The 21,202-nt window shown below is 33.0% G+C and carries 22 protein-coding genes; 8 read left to right on the top strand and 14 right to left on the bottom strand.

The window, feature by feature from the left end; genetic code table 11:
- Window positions 1–22: 22 nt before the first annotated feature.
- A complete protein-coding gene (locus IR213_RS03610; protein ID WP_194310946.1) occupies window positions 23–970 on the top strand; it encodes a tRNA dihydrouridine synthase in 948 nt (315 codons plus the stop codon).
- 49 nt (window positions 971–1,019) lie between these two features.
- Here the strand turns inward: IR213_RS03610 and IR213_RS03605 are convergent, their stop codons facing one another.
- From IR213_RS03605 to IR213_RS03580, 6 genes are all read right to left on the bottom strand, one after another.
- Entirely contained in the window at window positions 1,020–1,592 is a 573-nt protein-coding gene (locus IR213_RS03605; protein WP_194310945.1) for a glutathione peroxidase, read from the bottom strand.
- Window positions 1,593–1,776: 184 nt separating this feature from the next.
- Window positions 1,777–4,008 (bottom strand): TonB-dependent receptor, encoded by a 2,232-nt coding sequence (locus IR213_RS03600; RefSeq protein WP_194310944.1) that lies wholly within the window; start codon window positions 4,006–4,008, stop codon window positions 1,777–1,779.
- Window positions 4,008–5,303, bottom strand: coding sequence for a tetratricopeptide repeat protein (locus tag IR213_RS03595; RefSeq protein ID WP_194310943.1), 1,296 nt, complete (start codon window positions 5,301–5,303; stop codon window positions 4,008–4,010). The genes IR213_RS03600 and IR213_RS03595 overlap by 1 nt, the downstream gene beginning before the upstream one ends.
- Window positions 5,304–5,359: 56 nt before the next feature.
- Window positions 5,360–5,878 (bottom strand): DUF4331 family protein, encoded by a 519-nt coding sequence (locus IR213_RS03590; RefSeq protein WP_228479077.1) that lies wholly within the window; start codon window positions 5,876–5,878, stop codon window positions 5,360–5,362.
- A gap of 95 nt (window positions 5,879–5,973) precedes the next feature.
- The gene (locus IR213_RS03585; protein ID WP_194310941.1) at window positions 5,974–6,549 is read right to left on the bottom strand and encodes a DUF4331 family protein; all 576 of its coding nucleotides are present in this window, start codon (window positions 6,547–6,549) and stop codon (window positions 5,974–5,976) included.
- Window positions 6,550–6,572: 23 nt separating this feature from the next.
- Complete coding sequence (locus IR213_RS03580; RefSeq protein WP_194310940.1) at window positions 6,573–7,223, bottom strand: DUF4331 family protein; 651 nt, start codon at window positions 7,221–7,223, stop codon at window positions 6,573–6,575.
- A gap of 242 nt (window positions 7,224–7,465) precedes the next feature.
- Here IR213_RS03580 and IR213_RS03575 point away from each other — a divergent pair, with 242 nt between their 5' ends.
- Window positions 7,466–7,996 (top strand): RNA polymerase sigma factor, encoded by a 531-nt coding sequence (locus IR213_RS03575; protein WP_194310939.1) that lies wholly within the window; start codon window positions 7,466–7,468, stop codon window positions 7,994–7,996.
- Complete coding sequence (locus tag IR213_RS03570; RefSeq protein ID WP_194310938.1) at window positions 7,996–8,784, top strand: anti-sigma factor; 789 nt, start codon at window positions 7,996–7,998, stop codon at window positions 8,782–8,784. Before IR213_RS03575 ends, IR213_RS03570 begins: the two co-directional genes overlap by 1 nt.
- A 55-nt stretch (window positions 8,785–8,839) precedes the next feature.
- On the opposite strand, the gene IR213_RS03565 is transcribed toward IR213_RS03570, so the two are convergent.
- Together IR213_RS03565 and IR213_RS03560 are read right to left on the bottom strand one after the other, a co-directional pair.
- A complete protein-coding gene (locus IR213_RS03565) occupies window positions 8,840–9,082 on the bottom strand; it encodes a hypothetical protein (protein WP_194310937.1) in 243 nt (80 codons plus the stop codon).
- 77 nt (window positions 9,083–9,159) lie between these two features.
- Entirely contained in the window at window positions 9,160–9,780 is a 621-nt protein-coding gene (locus IR213_RS03560; RefSeq protein ID WP_194310936.1) for an RNA polymerase sigma factor, read from the bottom strand.
- A 270-nt stretch (window positions 9,781–10,050) separates the two neighbouring features.
- Here IR213_RS03560 and IR213_RS16550 point away from each other — a divergent pair, with 270 nt between their 5' ends.
- Window positions 10,051–10,890: a response regulator transcription factor gene (locus IR213_RS16550; protein ID WP_194310935.1), complete on the top strand. Its 840-nt coding sequence runs from the start codon at window positions 10,051–10,053 to the stop codon at window positions 10,888–10,890.
- Between the two features lie 196 nt (window positions 10,891–11,086).
- Here IR213_RS16550 and ccsA read toward each other — a convergent pair whose 3' ends face one another.
- A complete protein-coding gene (ccsA, locus tag IR213_RS03550; protein WP_194310934.1) occupies window positions 11,087–14,221 on the bottom strand; it encodes a cytochrome c biogenesis protein in 3,135 nt (1,044 codons plus the stop codon).
- Window positions 14,222–14,409: 188 nt separating this feature from the next.
- On the opposite strand from ccsA, the gene IR213_RS03545 reads away from it, so the two are divergent.
- The 4 genes from IR213_RS03545 to IR213_RS03530 all read left to right on the top strand — a co-directional run bounded on the left by IR213_RS03545 (window position 14,410) and on the right by IR213_RS03530 (window position 17,296).
- Window positions 14,410–15,171: a Rossmann-like and DUF2520 domain-containing protein gene (locus IR213_RS03545; RefSeq protein ID WP_194310933.1), complete on the top strand. Its 762-nt coding sequence runs from the start codon at window positions 14,410–14,412 to the stop codon at window positions 15,169–15,171.
- A complete protein-coding gene (locus tag IR213_RS03540) occupies window positions 15,155–15,682 on the top strand; it encodes a KdsC family phosphatase (protein ID WP_194310932.1) in 528 nt (175 codons plus the stop codon). Before IR213_RS03545 ends, IR213_RS03540 begins: the two co-directional genes overlap by 17 nt.
- A 44-nt stretch (window positions 15,683–15,726) precedes the next feature.
- Window positions 15,727–16,380 carry an HAD family hydrolase gene (locus tag IR213_RS03535; RefSeq protein WP_194310931.1) on the top strand — a complete coding sequence of 218 codons (654 nt, stop codon included), beginning with the start codon at window positions 15,727–15,729 and terminating at the stop codon, window positions 16,378–16,380.
- 73 nt (window positions 16,381–16,453) lie between these two features.
- Window positions 16,454–17,296 (top strand): DUF2911 domain-containing protein, encoded by an 843-nt coding sequence (locus IR213_RS03530; RefSeq protein ID WP_194310930.1) that lies wholly within the window; start codon window positions 16,454–16,456, stop codon window positions 17,294–17,296.
- 140 nt (window positions 17,297–17,436) lie between these two features.
- Here the strand turns inward: IR213_RS03530 and IR213_RS03525 are convergent, their stop codons facing one another.
- From IR213_RS03525 to IR213_RS16610, 5 genes are all read right to left on the bottom strand, one after another.
- Window positions 17,437–17,841 (bottom strand): c-type cytochrome, encoded by a 405-nt coding sequence (locus IR213_RS03525; RefSeq protein ID WP_194310929.1) that lies wholly within the window; start codon window positions 17,839–17,841, stop codon window positions 17,437–17,439.
- Window positions 17,842–17,889: 48 nt separating this feature from the next.
- Window positions 17,890–18,441, bottom strand: a complete 552-nt coding sequence (locus IR213_RS03520) for a hypothetical protein (protein ID WP_194310928.1) — start codon at window positions 18,439–18,441, stop codon at window positions 17,890–17,892.
- A 7-nt stretch (window positions 18,442–18,448) separates the two neighbouring features.
- Window positions 18,449–19,825 (bottom strand): NrfD/PsrC family molybdoenzyme membrane anchor subunit, encoded by a 1,377-nt coding sequence (gene nrfD / locus IR213_RS03515; RefSeq protein ID WP_194310927.1) that lies wholly within the window; start codon window positions 19,823–19,825, stop codon window positions 18,449–18,451.
- Window positions 19,826–19,843: 18 nt separating this feature from the next.
- Window positions 19,844–20,779, bottom strand: coding sequence for a 4Fe-4S dicluster domain-containing protein (locus tag IR213_RS16545; protein ID WP_194310926.1), 936 nt, complete (start codon window positions 20,777–20,779; stop codon window positions 19,844–19,846).
- A gap of 328 nt (window positions 20,780–21,107) precedes the next feature.
- Entirely contained in the window at window positions 21,108–21,197 is a 90-nt protein-coding gene (locus IR213_RS16610) for a DUF5777 family beta-barrel protein (protein ID WP_394354901.1), read from the bottom strand.
- Window positions 21,198–21,202 lie beyond the last annotated feature (5 nt).

Genomic DNA, 21,202 nt, shown 5'->3' with positions numbered 1-21,202 from the left:
TATTCGCACCTTTACAAATACCATGGACTTTACCCTACTCTCATCGCCTTTACAAGGATTTACAGATTTTCGTTTTCGAAATGCCCAAAACAAGCTTTTTGGTGGAATCGATACCTATTATTCTCCTTATATTCGCTTGAACGGAAAACTGGAAATTAAACCCTCGTATGAACGTGACCTGCTTCCTGAAAATAATATGGGTTTAGAAGTAATTCCGCAAGTGATTACAAACGATGCCGAGGAATTTTTATTTGTGGCAAAATATGTTCAAGAATTGGGATATAAAGAATTAAATTGGAATTTAGGCTGTCCTTATCCAATGGTTACCAAATCAGGAATGGGCTCGGGGTTAATCAGTAATCCAGAGAAAATAAATCACATTTTGGAGAGAGCCCATTCTGAATCTGACATTATCGTATCTATGAAAATGCGTCTGGGTTATGAAAATAGCGAAGAAATTTTGGATGTTTTGCCCATTTTAGATAAATATCCCATTAAGAATATTGCCATTCACGCCCGCATTGGTAAACAATTGTATAAAGGAGGCGTTAATCTGGATGCGTTTCAACTCTGCATCGACAACACGATCCACAAATTATATTACAATGGCGACATTACTTCGGTGGCAAAATTTCACGAAATGCAGCAACGTTTTCCAAGTATTGACCACTGGATGATTGGGCGAGGATTGATTTCAGATCCTTTTTTGCCGAGTATGATACGAAGTAATTCATTTGAATATCCTGAAAACAAAATGGATCTGTTCCGTGAATTTCATGATACTTTATATGCAATTTATAGTGAATCCTTGTCTGGACAAACCCATATTTTATTAAAAATGTACCATTTATGGGAATACTTTTCGGCTACATTTTTAAATCCTCACAAAGTGTTGAAACAAATAAAAAAAGCGCAGAGTATCCGAAATTATGAGGCGGCTGTTGCTGCTATTTTTAAAAACGAAAAATGAGATTTCCAGTTTCTCGAAAATCTCATTTCAAATTATTGTTTATAGAATATTATCCTTTAATCCAATTCAGTATTTCAGGATCATTAGGTAATGTTCTTGGAGAAATTACTTTTACCAATTCCCCTTGTTCGTTTAAAAGATATTTTTGGAAATTCCACTCAACTTCACTGTCTTGTAATCCGTTTTTGGATTTTTGCGTAAGGAATTGATAAACTGCACACATATCATTTCCTTTTACTGAAACCTTGTCCATCATTGGAAAAGTTACTCCATAATTCAATTGACAAAAAGCTGCAATTTCTTTATTGGTTCCTGGTTCTTGTGAGGCAAAATTATTGGCTGGAAAGCCAACAATAACAAAATTTTTATCGTTATATTGTTTGTAAATTGCTTCCAATTCTTTGTATTGTGGCGTTAATCCACATTTTGAAGCGGTGTTTACAATCATTATTTTTTTTCCTTTCAAAGAAGCAAAATCGAATTTTTTTCCTGATAAATCTTCAACTTGAAACTGATAAATAGTCTGTTTTTGCATTGTGGGTATAGTTTTGTTATTTTGACTTTGACTTTGGATTGTCCATAAAAGGAATATTCCGCAAGCAATAATAAATACGTTTTTCATTGGATTAAATTTTTTATAAAATTAGTTAAAATGAATTTTCAAACACTAAAACAATTCCTAAAGTTTTAATAATATTAAAAAATGAAGCCCAATCATAAACAATTGGGCTTCAAAACAAAAACAATAGATACGACAACTATCAAATGAAGTTTCTATTATCAAACAAAAAACCAACCAAATTAAATTAAAACCTATACGCAATTTTTGCTTTCAAAAAAAATGGCGTTCCAGGTGTAAAGTGAATTTCTTCAACACTTTGCGATTCATTTTTTAGTCTTGATTCTGTAGCAAATTGCGTTTCATTCCATTTTGCATTAAAAACATTTTCGGCTGTGAATCCAAATGTCACGTTTTTATACTCATAATTTAAATTCACATCAGAAACCATATATCCTTTAGCCACTATAGAATTGTCTTCGTTTGCTGGTCTCGATTTTAAATATCTAAAATGAAATCCTCCCGAGAATCCATTGTATTTACTACTGTTTAAACCCGCAGTTGCAGTCAAATCTGGTGCTAGCGGAATATAATTTTGTCCCTTTGGCGCATCAATGCTTCTGGCGTAAGTATAATTTACATCTGTGTCAAAAAAGAAATAATCTGTGAACTGATACCGCAAACCAAAATCAGCTCCCATACGTTTTGTCCTTCCCGAAATCTCAACTGTTGCAGCATCGCCAACATAAACCAGTTCTTCTTGTAAATTCAAAATCCAAAGAGCACCATTAAGTATTAATTTTGGAAATGGTTTGGCAATTATTCCTAAATCGGTTCCAAAAGCGGTTGGTAAAATTTGCTTCGCCTGTTCGAGCAAAGCTCTCGGGTCTTTCCCTTCATTGGCAACCACAACTCTTGTATCATTTGAATGAAATCCAAAACCTGATTTTAAATAGAATTGCAGATTGTTATTTTGAGTAAAAATAAAATTCAGTTTTGGCGAAAATTTTACTTTATCCACGGTTTTGGTGCTGTAATTTGCAGCTAATTTATCTTGGTATTCAAACTTAAAATAATCGAATCGTAAGGCTGGATTAATTTTTAATTTTCCAAAATCGAATTCAGCATTTGCATATGAAAAAATGTTAGTTTGATCAATATTTCCTAATTTTAAAGTATTCAAAGTTGTGTAACGCTGCGCTGTATGCGATAATTCAGTGTTTTGTGTAGCGTCATTTCGCAAACCAAAACCCAATTGAAAATTTGCATTTGTTGCTTTTTTATTCAATTCTGTGTTTAAACCAAAAATATTCCGGCTTTCTTTCTGACGGATTTGATCACCGTTTATTGGGTCTTCCAGAAAAAAGGTAAAATTAGAATACAACTCAAAATTATAGTTCGAATAAAAAGCGTTTGCCTTCAAAAAAGTGGATTCGCTTATTGGTTTAACCAATGAAATATTGATATTCGACCTTGATGTTTTTCCACCTTCGGTGTTGTCAACGGCTCCAAATCTTGAAATTAAACCCGCATCGATTAATCGTTGCGGTATTTGACCCGAAGCATCCCATTTGCTTGTAAAATGCGAAACGTTTACCGAAAATTTTGTGTTATCAGCTAAAACACTCGTGTATTTCCCAAATAAATTGATGCGTTTAAAATTTTGTGGCGAGTCAAAAGGCCCGTTTGTCATAATATATTCGGTTGCAAAATAGGCGTTTTGTTTTTTTTGTTTATCCAATAAATTGAAAAGCCCTACGGTTTTAAAAGTATTGAATTGTCCTGCTTCAACACTGATATAATTGTTGTTGATTTTTTCTTTTGTGATAAAAGAAACGTAACCAGCCGTGGCAAAATCGCCTTTGTTAGCATAATAAGTCCCTTTGCCAAAATCGATTTTTTCGATGGTTTCCGGTATCACAAAATGCAAATCAGCATAGCCTTGCCCATGTGCGTGAGAAACCATATTTACCGGCATTCCATCTACTGAAACTGCCAAATCAGTTCCGTGATCGATATCAAACCCACGCAAAAAAAGTTGCTCCGCTTTGCCTCCACCAGCGTGTTGCCCTATGAATAATCCAGGTACTTTTCGTAAAACTTCTTGCGAGGAATTTACGGGTGCTGTTTGCAAATCTATTTTAGAAATCACATTCATTGCATTCAATTTTGGCTGAATAATGACTTGATCTAAACTATAAACATCCTCTTGCAAAACAATGGTAAAATCATTGGATTCAAAGATGAAATCAGCTTTTTTAAAACCAATCGCCGAAATTTTTAGCACGTCACCTTTATTGGTTTTGTCAATACTAAAACTTCCAAACTCATTTGTATGTGAATGGCTTTGAGAATTGGTATTGATAACATAGGCGTTTTCTATTGGATTACCAATGGAATCTTTGATAATTCCTTTTTGAATTTGGCTTTGAGCCAAAAAACAGAAAAGGAACATTATCAGCGAATAAAAATTTTTCATTACAGATTTATGATTTTTTTCTCCAAATTAGGCCCTAATTCAAAGGTGCTTTTTAGTAATTCTTTCTTTATTGGAGTAACTTTTTCATTCAAATTATTGGCTTTATAGATAGTTGCCAAATGGTAATTTAGTTTTGGTTCAAATGATTTTCCAACCACATATTCTTCTTCGATTGCCAATGCTTTTTTGCTATCGCCCAAATTATAATACGACCAGGCTAATAAATCATAAGAATCTGGCGTGGGTCTGTGATCGATCTCTATTTTGGCAATTTCCAGTGCTTTTGAAGCCGTATTTTTATCATCAGCATAAATTAAAGTATTGTATTTGTTATACATAGCTCCATAATTGATCGTATTCAACATCGTAAAATAGTCGTTCAAGTTTGTTTTTTTAGACAAAAAATCATTCTCATATTCAGCAATTTGAGCTTTTAGCAAATAAAAATCGGGAGTATGATGCCTTTTTGAAATGTTGTCAATAATTCGGTTTGCCTCTTTGGTATCTTTTTCGTGTGAAAACGCAATCCAAGCAATTCCTTTTAGCGCATAACTATTGTTAGGTTCTACTGCCAGGGTTTTTAGATAATAATCATACGAAGTTTGAATGTTTCCGGCGTGACCGTTTAAATCTCCAAGATTGGAATATGTCCATATTTTTAAGGAATTATTATCGTTTATTTCGGCAATATCACGGGCTTTTTCCATTAATGAAATTGCCGTTTTTAAATCTCCTAAATGATCATTCCATTTTGAAACCCGAATGAGATAATCAAAATCGCGACTGTCGTTTAGATATTTTAAATTTTTCTCGGCATCAGTATAATTTCCTAATTCCATATTCACATCAAAAAGCAATTTTTGCGTTTCTTTCATTCCTTCGCCAATAGCCAATGCTTTGTTTGCCAACACCAAAGCTTCTTTAAAACGATGTTGCGAAATATAATTTCTTCCTAGTGAACGTATGCTTCCAACACCTTGATAGTGATATTCTTTATTAACTTGCAATAACAATTCTTCGACTTTGTACAAGTATTTTATATTGCCAGTGTTTTCAAAAAGTTTGGAATAATTGGATGCTATAAGGCTTAAATAACTTGTTTGATTGGGTGCTTTATCGTATTTTTTTTGCCAAAAATTAATTTCACCTTGAGCAAAATCTCTCGATTTATTGTCTTTAATTTCTAAATATTTATTGTAATCTTTTTGAGCAATAATTTTGTTTGATTTTTGATTACAACTTAACATCAGTAAAGCAGTAAATAGTAAAGTTGATAGTGTTTTTATTGTTTTCATTTTGTTGTTTTTATTAAAATCAGAGCGCATTACTACACGCTCTGACTAATTTATTTTTACCAGGCTGTTGCCAGGTAAGGAAAGGAAGCTGTAAAAGCTTTGTCATTTGCATTAACGTGATCTGATGTTAATCCAGCATTTGAAGTCCCGGCTGGTCCGCCAAAAATCAATAGCAATTCCACATCAATAACATCATCTGCAAGAGCACGACCTGTTAATACATTTGTTCCGTCAAAAAAAGTAGTTTTGCCGGTTTTCTTAACATTCAAAACATCTGTTGACAACAATCCTGTAAATTGTGCCGCAGTTTGACCTAACGCATTTGTAGTGTAACCCGCATTCAAAGCCAATAATCTAGATTGAAAAATAGATTGATAATTAGCACCCATTGCAGATGGAATAGCTGCGTTGAAAGCGTCTTTAGGTGCGCCAGAAGCAATAAAAACAGTGTTTATTGCAGGACGAGCCATTTGATCTTGTTGAACATAACTACCCGCAAAATCAAGTTGTGGTGAAGATGTATTGTCATTTTTGTCGCAGCTTACAAATAGTGTTGCCGCAAAAACAAATGACATTGTTATTATTTTATATTTATGCATTATTTTATATTTATTATATTTAAAGAATTAAATCAGAGCGCATAATTCATACGCCCTGATTTCTATTTTTTTTACCAAGCCGAAGCCAAATAAGGGAATTTATTAGAAAATGCTTTATCATTTGCATTGACATTATCCGATGTTAACGTAGGATTTGAAGCACCGGTAGGTCCACCAAAAATCAACAACAATTCCGTATCAATTACATCATCGGCAAGTGCTCTTCCTGTAAGAACATTCGTTCCGTCAAAGAAAGTTGTTGGAGCGGTTTTACTCACATTTAATACATCAGTTGATAAAATACCTGTAAATTGCGAAGCCGTTAACCCTAAAGCGTTTGTGGTATATCCAGGATTTAAAGCCAATAATCTAGATTCAAAAATAGATCGATAAGCTGTACCCATTTCAGACGGAATCGCCGCATTAAAAGCATCTTTTGGAGCACCAGATTTAATAAAGACGGTGTTTATCGCTGGTCTTGCCATTTGATCTTGCTGTACAAAAGTTCCTGAAAAATTAACTCCAAATTTATTTGCACTAATAGCACTAGTTTCATTAGCGCTATTTTCGTCTTTACTGCAGCTTACAAACGCTAAAGAAAAACTGAAGAGAGACAATACTACTATTCTAAATTTATTTGTTCTCATGATTTTAAGATTTAAATAATTAATTATTGTTTTTTCTTAGTTTCAGCCCAAACGTTTATAGTAGAAGAAGAACCCAATAAAGATTTCGGAACTTCAATTATAGTAGAAAGTACGTTTGTACCACCAAATGTGTCAGTTCCAGGATTGTTAAAACCTGATGCTTCTCCAGCAAGAATATGCTTGAATTGATTTAAATCAAAAAAGAATGGATCATCTCTTGGGCCAGCAAAAAACTTCATACCGTTTGAAGTACCAATAATTGGAGCACTTCCGTATTTAGAAATCTCAACATTTCCAGCGACAGCATCTGTTTTTACAGTACTCGTAACACCTGTAGTTCCAGGAGCAACTGGACCAAAGAAATACATTTTGTCATTTTTTCTAATAGCTTGAATAACTAGATCCTCTACATTATCACCATTAGTGTCAATGTTAATCTCTTGCAACACATTTTCGTTAAACGTTGCACCTGCAGTTGCAGCCGGTGTCAGTAATCCTTGAGTATTTACTACAAATACCATATTGTTTGTATCTTGCCCTTGAAAAGCATATACATCTGTAATGTCTGAAGCATTACCTGTTACAGCTGGAGCATCTGCGTGATCCGCTGCCATAAAAACTAGACCTGAAATCGCCACCAGCGACAGACCTAATACAATTTTTGTTTTTTTCATTGTTATTTAATTTAAAAGGTTAAAAATAGATTTACGAGAACGGATTGGTTTTGGATTTAAAAAAAGACAAAAAAAATAAAAAATAAATTTAATTAATTGATTTACAGGTATTTATAAAATATATTTTTTAACTTTATTTTTATTTTAGAATTGAAATTAATTAGTTTTAAAAAAAATTACCTTTATAAAAACCAAAAATTGAATTCATACGTATATGTTCATAAGAACAAAAAACAAAAACAATGACACAAGAAGAATTAATTCCGTTAATGCTCAAAAAGGATGAAAGGGCATTTACTATCATGTATGATATGTATTCAAAAAGTTTATTTTCGGTAATATCCAATCTTTTAAAAGAAACGGAAGATGCAGAAGACACTTTACAGGAAGTATTTGTAAAAATCTGGAAAAGCATTGACGGTTATTCCGAGAGTAAAGGAAGGTTTTACACTTGGATGTTGAATATTGCCAGAAACACTGCAATAGATAAACTAAGATCTAAAGGATATAATAATAGCCAAAAAAATCTATCAGCTGATAATTTTGTACATCTAGTGGACGACAGTAATAAACTAACCAATAGAATCGACACCATTGGTATTCTAGAATTTGTAAAAAAATTAAAACCAAAGTGCATTGAAATTATCGAATTGCTATTCTTTCAAGGCTATACACAACAGGAAGCATCTGACGAACTTGCCATTCCGCTAGGAACCGTCAAAACACAAAACAGAAATTGCATCAATGATTTAAGAACTTATTTAAAAGTATAATGGATATAAAACAATATATAGAAAGCGGAATTTTAGAACTCTATGTCTATGGTTTGCTTTCTGAAGCCGAAAATATAGAAGTAAGCCAAATGGCAAAAAAACACAGGGAAATTGAAAACGAAATCATTTCAATTGAAAAAGCAATTGTTAATTTATCGACAAGTTTTTCTCCGTTTTTATCTGCCGATAATTTTGAAAAAATAAAAGCTAAATTAGATTTTAAATATTCAAAAGTAATTGAAATTAAACCACAAAATAATTGGTCTCAATATGTGGGATGGGCAGCTGCTGTGGCGCTTTTGCTTGGTATTGGTTATCAATATACTCAATTGAATAATACCCAAAATCAGGTATTAACTGCCCAAAAAGAAAAAACAAATCTTCAAGAAACTGTTGTGGGCTTAAAACTAAAAAACAAACAAACATTAACCGCTTTGACAGTTATTCGTGATGAAAAAAATGCGGTAATCAACCTTAGTGGTCAAGCTGTTTCTCCTAAATCATCTGCCAAAATTTATTGGAATAAAGAGACGGAAGTGGTTTATGTAGATGCTGCCGGTTTGCCTGAACCACCAAAAGGAATGGTGTACCAAATTTGGTCTTTAAAATTACTTCCTCAACTGACGCCTACAAGCATTGGATTATTGTCTGACTTTAGTGCCAATAAAGAAAAAATATTTGCTGTAGAGAAAACTGGCGATGCAGAAGCTTTTGGGATTACTCTTGAACCTGCTGGTGGAAGTAAAACGCCTACAATGGAACAATTATATGCTTTAGGTAAAGTGTAAATTGTTTTTTTAATTAAATCTTCTGGCCTTTAAAAGGCTGGAAGTTTTAATATAACTAAGGATTCTCTTTCCATAATTTTTTCACAGCTTCCCATACTTTCATTCGGAATTCATCTCGACTTGAAATAGTATCGTTTTCCACGTATTTATCAAGTGTTTGTAGCAATAAATGCAGTTCTTTTGCAACAACTGGATAATCGTGACACATGGTTTCTACTTTTCTTTCTTCTTCAACTGTAAGCAATCCGAGGCAATAATCTTGCAAAATCCCACTTGTGATATAATCCCCTATATTCATTTGTTTATTTTATGTTTTTATAGTTGAATTACTTTACAAGTAACGGCATTAAAAGAATGGTTATATTATTTTATACTCTATTGTTGATAAAGCATTTTTAACAAACTAAGTCCTTTTCTTGCCCTTGTTTTTATTGTTCCCAAAGGTAATTTGAGAATTTCGGCAGTTTGCTCCTGTGTCCAGCCATAAAAGTAAATCAAATCAATGACCTCAGTATATTTTGGATCTAATTGCAATGCCTTGTTCTTGAAATCTTTAAACTCTATTGGACAACTATTTGAAACAGTATTTCCTATACTATCTGTACAATGAGAAAACAAATCAATTTCTACTTGAAGCAATTGTTTTCGATAAGTAGATGAACGTAGATAATCAACAGCATGATTTCTGGCAATATTTAACATCCAGGTATATATTGTTCCTTTTGAGCTGTCAAAAGTGTCAATGTTTTTCCATATTTTTACAAAAGTATCCTGCAATAAATCATCAGCAACATCTGTTCGTTTAACAAGTTTTATAATTACACCATAAAGAGCACCACAATATTTGTTGTATAAGGTGTGGAAACCTCTTTCACTTTTTGATTGAACCAACTTTACAAGTAAAGCACTATCGTTTTTTGGGTCAACAAGTTTAGCATTATTAATGAAAAATGCCGGTATGACTTGCCGTTTTGAATAAGTAGTTGTTGCTATCATAATGCGAGTGTTTGCTAGTTTTTAGTTGGTTTGTTTCATGGTGTAAAACTAGGTTTAGCCATTAGCTCTGGAAATAGTGATAATCATCATTTTTTAAGACTTTATTAAAAAATAGAAACTAAAATCCACTATATTAGCATTTTATAAAAAAAAATATGTTCCTTATAAATCACAATGTTCTATTATAAAGTGCATTTGGTCTTCATAAAGCATAAATTTTTTTTGCGCATTCAGTCCTATTATTGGATTATATTTGCTGAGATAAACATTGTGAAAGAAGAAAACTTACAAAAATTAGATATGCAGGAAAATAGTTTGAGAAAGATGCAGGATGCAGATTTTCTGTATAAAAAGATTGTAGCTATGTCGACATCGTTTTTCATAGACGATACCATTGGAGAAGTAGAGCGATTTAGAGAAGAAGCAAATCTGTTACTTAACGGAATAAAAGGCACAGATGCCGTTATTGGAATATTTGATCACCTTAACTACACCCCTGTTCTAGAAGTAGGAGAAAAAGAATTTTGGGGCGAACTTCCAGAAGTGCCTCAAGCGGAACGAATGGTCCAGATAATGAGCCTACTTGAAAAAGAGTATTTACTTTTTTTTTCAGATTCAGTGAAGTGGTTAACTGAAGTTTTAGAGAATATTCCTTTTAAGCAAAGAATGAATATACAAATATTTCATTGTGGCATCAGATATATGCTTTTGGATGGTAAACCTATCTGCCTTTTTTCTAAAGGTTCCCCTATCCATTACAATGAAGACAGGAAATTTAATTATACTTTCAATTATGTGCAGAATATCAATCATCTTCTTAAAAAGAATTTTAGGGAGTATTGGATACGGATTTCTCATGGCGAAAACAGCGAATATGTTCATACATTTCATTCTTTAGACAAGCAGTATTCTGATAAAGATTTATTGTCAACAAGAGAAAAAGAAATTTTAAAATTAATAGCGGAAGATTTTGACACCAAAGAAATAGCCAAAAAGTTATTTATTAGTGTCAATACCGTTGGCAATCACCGCAGTAAAATGATTGATAAATTAGGTGTTCGAGACACAACAGCATTGGTACAAATGGCAAAAATGGCAGGGATGATTTAAAAATAATTACTTTGTTTTTAAACTAGGATTTCTACTTACAAAAATTTTTGGCTATTAGATTTTAAACGATTCAATTTGATTGAATTAATTTAAAAAACTTCATAAAAATCGTTATCAAAAAATATTTCCACAATTAAACAAATAAAAAAAGGTTCAACCGCAAAGTTGAACCTTTTGTATTAGAAATATATTGAGTTTATTTTTTATAATATTTTCTGTATTTTGGATACGTAATAGCTCCAAAAAATGTGATTGCGCCTAATGATTCCCATATCCAAGCTAATGAATGAGCTTCGCCGCTGGCATAAGAATGCAATCCTACCAAATGGAAATTAACTCCATAATAAGTAAACAAAATCGATACAAAAGCAAAAATACTCATCAGGTTAAAAGCCCATTTTCCTCTTAAAGAAGGAACAAATCGAGAGTGAATCACAAAAGCATAAACCATAATACTAATCAATGCCCAAGTTTCTTTTGGATCCCAACCCCAATAACGACCCCAACTTTCGTTGGCCCATTGACCTCCAAGGAAATTCCCGATAGTCAGCATTACCAAACCAATGGTCAAAGCCATCTCATTAATGTATGATATTTCCTTTATACTTAATTTCATTTTTTCTTTGTTTTTTTCATTGGTAAACAAAATCAATAGCAAAGAAACTACTCCTAAAATCATTCCCAAGGCAAACGGTCCGTAACTCCCCACGATTATTGACACGTGAATCATCAACCAATAGGAATTCAAAACAGGTTGCAGATTGCCAATTTCAGGATCAACCCAATTCCATGTAGCAACCATTAACATCATCGCAGTTACAAAGGCAGATGAAGCCACAGTCAATTTGGATTTTCGGTCAAAAGCCAATCCAAAAAACATGGTTGCCCAAGCTATATAAATAATGGATTCGTAGGCATTACTCCAAGGCGCGTGTCCCGAAATATACCAACGAGCTATCAAAGCAACGGTGTGTAAAACAAAAAGTAAACCGATAACAATATGCATCGAGTTTATTGTATAATCAAAGACTTTTCTTTCTTTAAAAATTTTAAGAATAGTAAATAACAACATTAACATTGATGCGTATAGATACCAATAAGGCAATTTCTGGAAAACATCGTATTTATTATATAGTATTTCAGAATTTATTTTTTGTTCGCTTGGCATTACTTTGGCACCATATTTTTTCTGAAAACCGTTGATGCTTTCTAATAATTGGTCAGCTTGTTTATAATCATTACTGACAGATGCTTTTTCTAAAGCACTGAAATACAATTGAAGAATGTTTTGGGTATAGGTTGCTGCCATTCCTTTTAAACCAGCGTTTTGCAATTCTGGAAAGGAAACCCATTTGTTATTGGCATCATCAGGAATCGGGAAAATTTTCAAAATGCTTCCGCTCAAAGCGGCTTCCATTAAATTCACTTTTTTATCGGTTTCGATAAAATCCATTTCAAATTGGTTAGGATTTGCATTTTTATATGCCGCATCTAAATAAGGTGATAATTTATAATTACCAGTATTATCAAAAAAGTCAATAAATGAAGCATATTTTTTTGTAGCATCAATACCAATTATCTTACGAATACTGTCATTTCCTGCTTTTATGTAAATCATTGGGATTTGAACCCAAATATTCCCTCCTTGTGTCATTGACAAAAACACCTGATCAGAATTCATTCCGTTATAAGTATCTTTGTGACTCACTTTTCGCAACAATTCAGAGGAGAAGGTATTTATAGGCTTCATTCTTCCGCCAGCATCCTGAACAACTAATCTAGCAAATTTAGCTGCGTGAGCTTCAGGTACTTTTCGTTTTTCAAGAATAGAATCTAATTGTTTTTCGCTAAAAAACTGACCGTTGTGATTTTGGGCGAAAGCACCAAAACTCAAAAACAAAACAAAAATTGTCAATAAATTCGCCTTTTTATTTTTCACTACTTCTAGTTTTCGTTTTAAATCAGCAAAGCGAGAATGCTTGGTAAACATAATGGCCATCAAGGCAAAAAACAACATAAAATAACCAATATAAGTTACTAAGGTTCCCCAATAATCGTGATTTACAGACAATACTGTTCCTTTTTCGTCCGGATCGAATGAAGATTGAAAAAATCGATACCCGTTATGGTCTAAAATATGATTCATATATATTTTATAATCAAAAACATCTGCTTTATCTCGAACAGTAACCTGACTTTCAAACGAAGAAAAACTTTTCTCAGTTCCAGGATATTTTTGAGCTATAAAGTCATTCAATTTGATACTGAAAGGCAAAGTATACACTTTGTTTCCGTAAGTAAAAGTATATTCCAAATTTCCTATTTTCACAGTTTTAGACTCTCCTGTTCTTCCTTTCGTTCCAATTAATGTGACTGTTTTTTCTAGTCCATCAGCAGATAATTTAACTATCAAAGCATCATTATTGCCTTTGGCTCTAAAATCGTTTTTGGTGTCATATCCAATAGTTCCTTTCGCTGCGGGCTCTGGAAAAACCACTCTCATATCGCCAATGCTGTACAAAGAACGCATCATTAAAGGTTGCACAATATCTTTGGCAACTTTGCCTTGCAATTTGTCTGCCATTCGCATAAACTGTCCTTCAAATGGAGTTTGAATGGTTGAAATACTATCATTTATGGTAATATTTATGGCACCTACTGTAAATTTATTCAATGAAAATAATACATTGTGAATATTTTGAACCACACCTTCCTTCAGAAAATGTTCTACTCGTCCTTCATCACCGGCTTCTACAATTTTAAGATATAAACTGCCTTTTGCATCGGGTTTGATGACTTCTTTGGCTCCCATAATAAAATTCTCGTATTTTACATTAAATTTGGTTTTATCAAATTGGTCCGAAATACAGAAATCATTGTTGGTAACCGGCGAAAGCAATAAAGGTTTTTCGAAAGTTCTGCGTCTCATTTCGCCTTGATATTGTCCGTCCACAAAAAGAGTGAGGTACATTTTATCGGAATAAAATATATTTTCAGTATTCCCTTCGCGAATAGGCATCATTCCTTCAAAACTTACATAACGAGTGATAAAAGCTCCAGCAATGATGAAAACAAAAGCCAAATGCAGCATAAGTGTTGCCCATTTTTCTTTTCTCAATAAATTATAACGCTTGATGTTTCCAATGAAATTAATCATAAAAACGAGCATAATTCCTTCAAACCACCAGGCATTATAAACCCATATTCGAGCAGTATCAGTATTATATTTGCTTTCGATAAAAGTCCCTGTTGCCATTGCAGTTGCAAAAGTCAGAAAAAGTATGGCCATCAATCGGGTAGAAAATAAAACGGAAGTTATTTTATTAATCATCTGTAAGAATTTACGTTTTTATAAAATTATGCCAAAAGTACTTAAAATAGTCGACTTGCATAATTGCTCTCTTGTTAAATTAATCCAAAATTAAGGAAAAAAATATTTTGTTTTATTGATAAATATCCTTTCAAAATCCAATTAAATTACTATGCATTAGTTTTGAGTTTTTTTGTTAATTTTGGCAAATGATTAAACTCGTAATAATTGGATCCGGAAATGTCGCCCAGCATTTGATTCAGGCTTTTGCCAAAAGCAAAGAAATCAAGGTTTCGCAAGTCTTTTCAAGACAAAAAGAAACAATCATCCCCCTTCTCGATTCCAGCAAAATCACTACAAATTTTAATGATTTGATCGAAGCTGACATCTATATTATTGCCGTTTCAGATGATGCCATTTCAAAAGTTTCTTCACAATTGCCTTTCGAAAATCGTCTCGTTGTGCATACTTCGGGAAGTGTGCCAATAGAATCCTTGGATAATAAAAACAAAAGAGGCATTTTTTATCCTCTCCAAACTTTTACTAAAGGCAAAGATGTTGATTTTAGCCTAATTCCAATTTGTTTAGAAAGCGAAAATGATTCTGATTTTGATTTATTGGAAAAAGTGGCTAAAACTATTTCAAATAATGTTTTCAAGAGCAATGAAAAACAACGCAAAGCATTACATATTTCAGCTGTTTTCGTCAATAATTTTGTGAATGAAATGTATCGAATTGGCAATGAAATCTGCGAAGAAAATAAAGTTCCTTTTGAAATATTAAAACCATTAATTTTAGAAACCGTAAACAAAGTGATGACACTTTCTCCAAAAGAAGCGCAAACCGGTCCCGCAAAACGCAATGATATGCAAACAATAGAAGCTCATTTGGATTTTTTATCCAATAAAAATCATGCAACAATCTATAAAATACTAACCCAATCTATACAAAATAATGGCAAAGAGTTATAAAGAAATAATGAACGACATCACCACATTTGTTTTCGATGTAGATGGCGTTCTTACAGACAGTTCCGTTTTTGTGACCAATGAAGGTGAAATTCTTCGAACAATGAATATTCGCGATGGTTATGCGATGAAAGCAGCCGTAGAAAGTGGTTATAACGTATGCATTATTTCGGGAGGAAGTAACGAAGGGGTTCGGGTGCGATTGAGAAATCTTGGAATAACCGACATTCACCTAGGCACACCGGATAAAGTCGAAACTTTTAAAGAATACATTGAACTTTATAATATTAAATCGGAACAGGTTTTATATATGGGCGACGATATTCCTGATTACCACGTGATGCAACTCGTTGGATTACCCACTTGCCCTCAAGATGCAAGCCCGGAAATCAAAGTAATATCCAAATACATTTCACATAAAAATGGCGGAAAAGGAGCCGTTCGCGAAGTCATCGAACAAGTGATGAAAGTTCAGGGGAAATGGACAATGCATTTTGACGGAAAACTAGATTAAAAATTAGCATTCAAAATTGCAACCTAAAACCCAATACCTAAAAAATGATCCAAACCGTAATTTTTGATATGGATGGCGTAATTGTTGACACTGAACCAGTGCATAGTTATGCTTATTTCCAACACTTTACCGAATTAAATATTGATGTTTCAAAAGAAATGTTTACTTCGTTTATGGGGAATTCTACCCGAAACACCTTCCAAAAACTGAAAGAACTATTCCCTATTGACCTTGAAGTGGAGGATTTAATTCAAAGGAAACGCACTATTTTTAATGATGCTTTCGACAATAAAGAAGATTTATATTTAATAGAAGGCGTCGAAAAATTAATCAAGGATTTACATCAAAACGGAATGCAATTAATTGTGGCTTCATCGGCAGCGAAAGTGACGATTGACCGTGTTTTTAAACGATTTAATTTACATCAGTATTTTTCCCATATTGTTAGTGGAGAAGATTTTCCCAATTCAAAACCGCATCCGGAAATCTTTGAATATGCGGCTGATTTATCAATCGTTTCAAAAGAAAACTGCATCGTGATTGAAGATAGCACTAATGGAATAATTGCCGCTAAAGCCGCTGGAATTTTTTGTATTGGTTACAACAGCGAAAATTCTAAACTGCAGGATTTATCAAAGGCAGATATTATTATTAATCATTTTGATGAATTGAGCTTTGAAAAAATATCAAAATTCTAATTTCAAATTAAGTAATAATTAACATTTTTGAATACTTGAATTTGTAATTTTGAACAAATTTAAATTAAATACTATGAAAAAAATTATTTTTGTATTGGCAATGATGATTGCGAATTATGCTATCGAAGCTCAGGTAAAAACACCTCAACCAAGTCCGAAGTCAACATTAACACAGGTTGTTGGATTGACAACTGTTGAAATTGTGTATTCCAGACCTAGTGCAAAAGGTAGAGACGTTTTCAATAATTTAGTTCCTTTTGGAAAATTATGGAGAACTGGCGCTAATGAAAACACGACAATATCATTTAGCGACGATGTTGTTATCGATGGAAAAACTTTGCCAAAAGGGAAATATGCTTTATATACAACTCCAAAAGCTGATAATTGGGAAATTGTTTTCTACACTTCTACTGATAACTGGGGAAATCCAGAAACTTGGGATGAAACAAAAGTGGCTTTGAAAACAACTGTAAAATCAGAACATATCGATAGATTTGTCGAAAGTTTTACTATCGGAATCAATAATCTAGATAATAATTTTGCACATTTAGAATTGTCATGGGAGAAAACGATAGTCGCACTTAAGTTTGAAGTACCAACAGCAAAAATTGCTATGGCAAGTATTGAAAAAGCATTAGCGGGACCAACTGCCGGTGATTATTTCTCCTCAGCACAATATTTATTTCAGTCCAATGGAGATTTGGTAAAAGCCTTGAATTATGCAAACAAAGCTTTGGATATGAGTAAAGATAAACCGTATTTTTATTACCGTTTAAAATCATTGATTCAGGCCAAACAAGGTGACAAAAAAGGAGCAATTGAAACTGCCAAAATATCTCTTGCTGGTGCAGAAATTGCAAAAAATCAAGATTACGTAAAAATGAATAAAGACAGTATTGCTGAGTGGAGCAAGTAATCACTAATTCAAAATAACATAATAAATCCTGTTCTTAGATGAACAGGATTTTTTTATGCTTAAAAGTTGTAAGTATTAAAAAACAGAGCATAAAAAAGGGTTTGATTGCTCAAACCCTCACTTCATTATAAACTTAAAGACTATTTTTTAAAAGTTCTCATGTAAGCAACTACTTGCCAAACTTCAGTATCACTTAATTTTTCTTTAAATGAAGGCATTGGTTTTCTACCAATTTTAGTATAGTAAAATAATTCACCGTCTGATTTAGATTGAAATTCTTTTGATGAAAAATCACCACAAGAGATATCAATTTTTTCTGCTTTAGTTCCATCACCTAGGCCTTTAATACCATGACAAGATTTACAATTGGTTCCCCAAATGTCTTTACCGGCTACAGCATCTACTTTTGGGCTTTTTTTGCTTGCATCACCAGCAGGAACTTTCCATTCTTTTCCTTTAGGTTTTGCTTGAGCATTCGTAGTCTGTGAGAACGTAAAGACTGCTAAAATAGCTAAGCCAAAAATGATTTTTTTCATGTTTTTCATAATTTTAATTTTAATAATTGTTTTTAATTTTAATAATTGTTTTAATCTTTAAATTTTATCTAAACTTCCTAATCGTTTAATTTTAACTACCTGTAATACTGCGTATATTAAAATTCCCCAAAAGAGGCCAATAACTAAAAGAGATGAAATTATAAAATAAATAGGAGCTCCACTTCTTCCCGCAGCTATTGAACGCTCGCCTACATTTGCATTGTCACTAACAACTATTGTGCCCCAATTTACTTCAGCACTTGTTTCTGTATTCTTATAGTTTTCATCATCAACTATCTTAGCAAATATAGTCAATTTCCCATTATGGGAAGGTATATCCTGTGGAACTTCAAAGGAAGCTACACCTGTCGAATCCGTAGAAACGGCATCACCTATTGCCAAGTTACTAAACAATCGTTTTACAGATAAATTTACTGGAACTTCAATTACTGGCTTGCCTTCAGAAGTTACTAAAGCCTTGCAAACAAAGAGAGAATCAGCTTTTTCAAAAGTCAGTGCGATTTTTGCTTCTTTATCTTGTGCATATGAAGTTGCTATCGAAAACAAAATCATGATGCAGGTTGCGATAAAATATTTATACTTTTCCATCTATGGATTATTTATAGTTAATTATTTCTTCTTTTCCTTCTAATTTACCTTCTGCAACTTCCCACACGGATATGATAGGAAAATATTTTGAAAACACAGTCACTAAAAGCATAATTCCTGCAATTGTTGCGGCAACGATAGTCATTTCAATAGTACTTGGAGTATAATGTGCCCAAGAAGGTGGAACATCTTGAATAGGTAATAAAGGGTGTGAAAGACCAGGAATTACTATCAGATAAAATTTGAACCAACCAGCTATTAAAACAGCGACTGCAATAAGAGTCAAAGTAAATGGTTTTCTCAATTTTTTAAACATTGGTAAAATACAAGGCACAGCAATACCAAATAATACTACTAGCCAATAAAAAAGAGCATCTTCCCCAACAAATAAGTTCAATAAATGATTGGCGTGTAAACTTGACATTTTATAAGCAGGAACAAGATATTCGTTGATATTAAAATAGGCATATACAAATCCAAACAATACCATGGCTTGTCCCATTTTATCGAAATGCATATTTGTCAAATATTTTTTTAAGTCATATATTTTTCTAAATGCATAAACGGCAATGATCATAACAGCAACAGTCAATAAAGCAGAACCTGAAACAAAATAGGCACCAAAATTAGTACTATCCCATTCTGGACGTAAAGTTGTTGAAAATAGCCAGGCGCTGACTGTTCTTAAAGCTATTCCCAATGGTATTACTAATACAGTTAAAATGTTTACGGTCTTTTTTAATATTTTCCATTGCTCTGCAGTTCCTTTCCATCCAAAAGAAAGAATTTCATACATTTTTAATTGCCATTTCGGAAGGTTTGTCAAATGATTTTTGCACGTTGACAGCGATGGAATTAAAGCAATAAAAAGCACTAATACGCAAGCTGCAAAATAAGTAGCAACAACTATGATATCCCAAACAATAGGAGATTGTATACGGCCATGAATGATCAAAAAATACAATCTGTCCGGACGTCCCATTGAAATCATGATACATATTCCCGCCATAGTAATACTGGATAAGGAAATCACATCAGCAATTCTTGAAAGCGGTCTGTACCATTCAAAATGAGTCAGTTTTAGCACTGCTGACATAAATACAGATGATAAACTCAAGGCTACTAAAAACAAAAAGTTGGAGATATAAACACCCCACATGGTATAATCACTTAATCCTGTAGTAACAGATTTACCCAAACTTTCCTGTAAATAATAAGCAATTACTCCAGCCAAAAATATTACTGTTAGAAATGCAATCCATATCTTACCCCATTTTCCAGTCTTTTCGATAGGACGAAGCAGGTCATCTTTCATAACCATATATTCTTCCTGGGTAAAGGTTTCGTATTTTGTTGATTCTGCTATATTTTTTTCTTTAGACATAATTTTACTTTTTAAAGATTATTCTTTTGTATTATGAGCTTCAGTTGCATCTTCAAACGGGAAATTTCGAGCCACTGGAGGTAAGTAATAAACACGTGGTTTAGTCCCTAATTCTTCAAATTGGCGGTAAGCTCCTCTATCTTGCAAAAGTTTTTTTAATCTAAAAGTATCTTCCCCATTAGTCACGACATCTTCTAATTCATCCCCGTGAAGGATGGCACCGTTTGGACACTCAACAACGCAAGCTGGCAATAATCCTTTAGCGGAACGATCTGTACAAAAATCACATTTGGCTACTGTTCCCTCCTGCGCATAAGGTGTTGCGCAGTGGTTTGGATCTGAAGTATCTTTTCCGTGTTCTTCTGTAAATTTTATTTGTTCCGGTCTTCCAAAATTGAAAGTTCGAGCAGAATAAGGACAGGCTGCCATACAGAATTTACAGCCTATACAACGGTCATAATCCATAGCTACTATTCCGTCAGAACGTTTGAATGTAGCATCTACAGGGCAAACTTTTGTACAAGGAGGATTATCACAATGGTAACACATCGTAGGAAACCAATAAGGAGATTCAAGTGCTGAATTTTGCATCTTTTTCACCTTAATATATTCAACTGGAGCTAAATAATTATGTGCCTTTTGACATCCCTCAACACATTTTCTTTCATTGGCACATTTAGCCAAATCAATAACTCTAATGAATTTTTTACCTTCTATTCCTTGACGAACTTCTTCTTTGCTGAATTTATCATTTGAAGCATGGTGATCAACAAGAGAACTATCTACTTCAATTAATTTACCGTCAGCGGTAAGAACTTTTACTTTTTTACCTGTAGTTTTTGGACTTTCATCAGTAACCGCTTTTGCAATTGCTGTTCCCGCTAAGGCTATTCCCCCTAAAGCGCCTAGTCTTAGAAAATTCCTTCGGGATGAATTATTGTTTTCTTTTTCCATATTGTTTATATTACTTTTTATAAATTCAACACAATATAAAAATACATCCAGATAATGGGTTTGTTCAAATTGCATTTAAATTGTGATGTAAATTTCTGTATTTCATTTCCAAATTTCAATGATATTTATCATACTTTGAAAATATTTTCAATGCTTTTTTGTCTTTTTATATTATTATTCAACCCAGTAATGTCTTGGATTTTAGATTTATAACTCAAAAAAGAAAAAGAGGATTAACACATCCTATTTTATGGAGTGAGAATCCTCTTTATTTATTCAATTCACACCATTTTCTTGATGTTTATTTACAACCGATTTATTTAAAATCTTACCAGGTTCTTGAAATGTTAAATCCAATGGCAAAATCGCCTTCGAAGAAATCATTTTGATTGAACATATTGCTTTGTTGGTTAACAATTCCTC

This window comes from Flavobacterium soyangense, assembly GCF_015277675.1.
Classification (GTDB): domain Bacteria; phylum Bacteroidota; class Bacteroidia; order Flavobacteriales; family Flavobacteriaceae; genus Flavobacterium; species Flavobacterium soyangense.
This window is presented reverse-complemented; position numbering and strand designations above follow the sequence as displayed.

Excerpts from the sequence above, each read along its gene's own strand:
- nrfD (WP_194310927.1), bottom strand. The coding sequence starts at position 19,825 with ATGTCTAAAGAAAAAAATATAGCAGAATCAACAAAATACGAAACCTTT.
- IR213_RS03585 (WP_194310941.1), bottom strand. The coding sequence starts at position 6,549 with ATGAGAACAAATAAATTTAGAATAGTAGTATTGTCTCTCTTCAGTTTT.
- ccsA (WP_194310934.1), bottom strand. The coding sequence starts at position 14,221 with ATGATTAATAAAATAACTTCCGTTTTATTTTCTACCCGATTGATGGCC.
- IR213_RS03535 (WP_194310931.1), top strand. The coding sequence starts at position 15,727 with ATGATCCAAACCGTAATTTTTGATATGGATGGCGTAATTGTTGACACT.
- IR213_RS03590 (WP_228479077.1), bottom strand. The coding sequence starts at position 5,878 with ATGTCATTTGTTTTTGCGGCAACACTATTTGTAAGCTGCGACAAAAAT.
- IR213_RS03580 (WP_194310940.1), bottom strand. The coding sequence starts at position 7,223 with ATGAAAAAAACAAAAATTGTATTAGGTCTGTCGCTGGTGGCGATTTCA.
- IR213_RS03540 (WP_194310932.1), top strand. The coding sequence starts at position 15,155 with ATGGCAAAGAGTTATAAAGAAATAATGAACGACATCACCACATTTGTT.
- IR213_RS03560 (WP_194310936.1), bottom strand. The coding sequence starts at position 9,780 with ATGATAGCAACAACTACTTATTCAAAACGGCAAGTCATACCGGCATTT.
- IR213_RS03530 (WP_194310930.1), top strand. The coding sequence starts at position 16,454 with ATGAAAAAAATTATTTTTGTATTGGCAATGATGATTGCGAATTATGCT.
- IR213_RS03605 (WP_194310945.1), bottom strand. The coding sequence starts at position 1,592 with ATGAAAAACGTATTTATTATTGCTTGCGGAATATTCCTTTTATGGACA.
- IR213_RS16545 (WP_194310926.1), bottom strand. The coding sequence starts at position 20,779 with ATGGAAAAAGAAAACAATAATTCATCCCGAAGGAATTTTCTAAGACTA.
- IR213_RS03545 (WP_194310933.1), top strand. The coding sequence starts at position 14,410 with ATGATTAAACTCGTAATAATTGGATCCGGAAATGTCGCCCAGCATTTG.
- IR213_RS03575 (WP_194310939.1), top strand. The coding sequence starts at position 7,466 with ATGACACAAGAAGAATTAATTCCGTTAATGCTCAAAAAGGATGAAAGG.
- IR213_RS03520 (WP_194310928.1), bottom strand. The coding sequence starts at position 18,441 with ATGGAAAAGTATAAATATTTTATCGCAACCTGCATCATGATTTTGTTT.
- IR213_RS03610 (WP_194310946.1), top strand. The coding sequence starts at position 23 with ATGGACTTTACCCTACTCTCATCGCCTTTACAAGGATTTACAGATTTT.
- IR213_RS03595 (WP_194310943.1), bottom strand. The coding sequence starts at position 5,303 with ATGAAAACAATAAAAACACTATCAACTTTACTATTTACTGCTTTACTG.
- IR213_RS03525 (WP_194310929.1), bottom strand. The coding sequence starts at position 17,841 with ATGAAAAACATGAAAAAAATCATTTTTGGCTTAGCTATTTTAGCAGTC.
- IR213_RS03565 (WP_194310937.1), bottom strand. The coding sequence starts at position 9,082 with ATGAATATAGGGGATTATATCACAAGTGGGATTTTGCAAGATTATTGC.
- IR213_RS03600 (WP_194310944.1), bottom strand. The coding sequence starts at position 4,008 with ATGAAAAATTTTTATTCGCTGATAATGTTCCTTTTCTGTTTTTTGGCT.
- IR213_RS03570 (WP_194310938.1), top strand. The coding sequence starts at position 7,996 with ATGGATATAAAACAATATATAGAAAGCGGAATTTTAGAACTCTATGTC.